Below are 2,693 nucleotides of genomic sequence, written 5' to 3' on the forward strand. Positions count from 1 at the left end.
ATCTCCACAACGACGGCGCTTCACCACGCCCCGACTGAACGGGCACCGGCCGGTCGGGCGCCTGGGATTCGCCCATGACGGCGGTCCCTTGCGGTCCGCCTCACCCCTGCTTGCCCGTCAGATACTTCCTCGTGCCATCAACAACAACACCTACAAACACCATAAAAACAAGAATCTAACGCGCCGCCTACGCTCCCAACGAGCATCTCATCCGTCAACTCGATTGGCCGGGCCGGAATCACCAGCGTCACCGCCTGGGCGGTATCCTCCACCACCCGCAGCGTCATCCCCTCGGGCAGGGCCATCCCCTCCGCCGCCAGCGTCCCGGCCGGATCGGCCAGCAGCCGCTGCTTGAAGGCGTCATCCGCCCAGCACTTGGCGATGAGTTGCTGATACTGCTTCGCTTGGTCGTTCATGGCTTGATCCTGTGGTTGAAGGCGCCTCGTGAGGTCACTCGGCGGCGGGTGAGGAGTCGAACCACGCGGCGGTCCGCGCCGGGAGTTTACGCCAATGGGAGCGGGATGGTTGCAAAGATCCATCCATCGACCGACGCATCGCCCGTGCGCGCCGGCGGTCACGAACCGGGAGCCAACTGCCAGCGGCTCCGGCGGTCTGTGCGACCTTGGTCTGGATGGCGGCACGGGGCGGACGGCGCGGGCGGGTCAGCACCCCAGAAGAGATCAAGGGGGGCGCTTCACCCACACCCACCTCTGGATCATGGCCCTCAAGCGACTTCACCTCACGGGCCGTTCGCTTCGCCCCGACTGAACGGCCTCCGGCCGGTTGGGTGCGACAGCGGTGGCGACTGATGGCGAGCCCAACGGGCTCGCGTCTCCTCATTGACACCCTTGCAGATCAAGCACGGTGTCCCTACGGACGTGGAACGATACAACCGCCAGAGCAGAGCCCGGAAGAGACACCATCTAAGACGCCGTCCGACAGATCACTGGGGCGGGCAGGGATGACCAGATGAAACACCTGCTCGGTGTTTTCCGCGACCGTGACGCTGACGCCGGCGGGAACGTCAATCCCCTCCGCCGCCAGCGTCCCGGCTGGATCGGCCAGCAGCCGCTGCTTGAAGGCGTCATCCGCCCAGCACTTGGCGATGAGTTGCTGATACTGTTTCGCTTGGTCGTTCATGGCGTGATCCTGTGGTTAAAGGCGCCTCGTGAGGTCACACGGCGGCGGGTGAGGAGTCGAACCGCGCGGCGGTCCGCGCCGGGAATTTACGCCAATGGGAGCGGGATGGTTGCAACGATCAATCCATCGACTCATCGCCCGTGTCCGCCAGCTTCATGAGCAAGGGGCGGCTCACCCACCTCTGGATCACCGTCCTCAAGCGACTTCACCTCACCGGTCCTTCGCTTCGCCCCGACGAAACGGCCTCCGGCCACTTGGGTGCGACAGCGGTGGCGACTTGACGCGAGCCCAACGGGCTCGCGCATCCTCGATTGACACCTTGTTATTCACACCACAATCACCCACTCATACAACCACACGCACAACACCTACCACCAACGGCGGCAGCTATCACATCGTCGGACAGATCAGTGGGACAGGCGGGTATCACCAGATGAAACACCTGCTCGGTGTTTTCCGCAACCTTGACGCTGACGCCGGCGGGAACGTCAATCCCCTCCGCCGCCAGCGTCCCGGCCGGATCGGCCAGCAGCCGCTGCTTGAAGGCGTCATCCGCCCAGCACTTGGCGATGAGTTGTTGATACTGTTTCGCTTGGTCGTTCATGGCGTGATCCTGTGGTGAAAGGCGCCTCGTGAGGTCACGCGGCGGCGGGTGAGGAGCCGAACCGCGCGGCGGTCCGCGCCGGGAGTTTACGCCAAGGGGAGCGGGATGGTTGCAACGATCCATTCATCGACCGACGCCTCGCCCGTGCGCGCCGGCTTCATGAGCAAGGAGCCGATCGTAACCGGCTCCGGCAGTCTGTGTGGCGTTGGTATCGATGGCTGCACGGCGGGCTGCGCGGCCGGGTTAGTGCCAAGGGGCGATTCACCCGCCTCTGGATCCACGTCCTCCAGCATCTCCACAACGACGGCGCTTCACCACGCCCCGACTGAACGGGCACCGGCCGGTCGGGCGCCTGGGATTCGCCCATGACGGCGGTCCCTTGCGGTCCGCCTCACCCCTGCTTGCCCGTCAGATACTTACTACCAAGACCACTGGCTACCCGCGCCTTAACCCCCGACCGCATGAATCAAAGGCGGCCACAACGAAACACTCCCCCCCACGCTCCCCTCCAGCACCTCATCCGTCAACTCGGTAGACCGGGCCGGAATCACCAGCGTCACCGCCTGGGCGGTATTCTCCATCACCCGCAGCGTGACCCCCTCGGGCACCGCCATCCCCTCCGCCGCCAGTGTCCCGGCCGGATCGGCCAGCAGCCGCTGCTTGAAATCCTCATCCGCCCAGCACTTGGCGATGAGTTGCTGATACTGCTTCGCTTGGTCGTTCATGGCTCGATCCTGTGGTTGAAGGCGCCTCGTGAGGTCACGCGACGGCGGGTGAGGAGCCGAACCCGCACCGCGGTCCGCGCCGGGACTTTACGCCAATGGGAGCGGGATGGTTGCAACGATCCATTCATCGACCGACGCCTCGCCCGTGCGCGCCGGCTTCATGAGCAAGGAGCCGATCGTAACCGGCTCCGGCAGTCTGTGTGGCGTTGGTATCGATGGCTGCA

At 64.9% G+C, this 2,693-nt stretch carries 5 protein-coding genes; 1 reads left to right on the forward strand and 4 read right to left on the reverse strand.

Translation table 11 applies throughout. The annotated features are described in order from the left end of the window. Nucleotides 1-137 precede the first annotated feature (137 nt). A complete protein-coding gene (locus CCR95_RS10710; protein WP_201094209.1) occupies nt 138-416 on the reverse strand; it encodes an NHLP leader peptide family RiPP precursor in 279 nt (92 codons plus the stop codon). 109 nt (nt 417-525) lie between these two features. Here CCR95_RS10710 and CCR95_RS10715 point away from each other — a divergent pair, with 109 nt between their 5' ends. Beyond that, on the forward strand, nt 526-768 hold the full coding sequence (locus CCR95_RS10715; RefSeq protein ID WP_201094211.1) for a hypothetical protein: 243 nt from the start codon (nt 526-528) through the stop codon (nt 766-768). A gap of 102 nt (nt 769-870) precedes the next feature. On the opposite strand, the gene CCR95_RS10720 is transcribed toward CCR95_RS10715, so the two are convergent. From CCR95_RS10720 to CCR95_RS10730, 3 genes are all read right to left on the reverse strand, one after another. Next, the gene (locus CCR95_RS10720) at nt 871-1,140 is read right to left on the reverse strand and encodes an NHLP leader peptide family RiPP precursor (RefSeq protein WP_201094213.1); all 270 of its coding nucleotides are present in this window, start codon (nt 1,138-1,140) and stop codon (nt 871-873) included. Nucleotides 1,141-1,477: 337 nt separating this feature from the next. Continuing rightward, entirely contained in the window at nt 1,478-1,744 is a 267-nt protein-coding gene (locus tag CCR95_RS10725; protein ID WP_201094215.1) for an NHLP leader peptide family RiPP precursor, read from the reverse strand. Nucleotides 1,745-2,190: 446 nt separating this feature from the next. After that, nucleotides 2,191-2,469: an NHLP leader peptide family RiPP precursor gene (locus tag CCR95_RS10730; protein WP_201094216.1), complete on the reverse strand. Its 279-nt coding sequence runs from the start codon at nt 2,467-2,469 to the stop codon at nt 2,191-2,193. Nucleotides 2,470-2,693 lie beyond the last annotated feature (224 nt).

The organism is Thiocystis minor (genome assembly GCF_016653465.1).
GTDB classification, from domain to species: domain Bacteria; phylum Pseudomonadota; class Gammaproteobacteria; order Chromatiales; family Chromatiaceae; genus Chromatium; species Chromatium minus.

What these genes read in the sequence shown, in the direction of transcription:
- CCR95_RS10710 (WP_201094209.1), bottom strand. Translation starts at nt 416, where the DNA reads ATGAACGACCAAGCGAAGCAGTATCAGCAACTCATCGCCAAGTGCTGG.
- CCR95_RS10730 (WP_201094216.1), bottom strand. Translation starts at nt 2,469, where the DNA reads ATGAACGACCAAGCGAAGCAGTATCAGCAACTCATCGCCAAGTGCTGG.
- CCR95_RS10725 (WP_201094215.1), bottom strand. Translation starts at nt 1,744, where the DNA reads ATGAACGACCAAGCGAAACAGTATCAACAACTCATCGCCAAGTGCTGG.
- CCR95_RS10720 (WP_201094213.1), bottom strand. Translation starts at nt 1,140, where the DNA reads ATGAACGACCAAGCGAAACAGTATCAGCAACTCATCGCCAAGTGCTGG.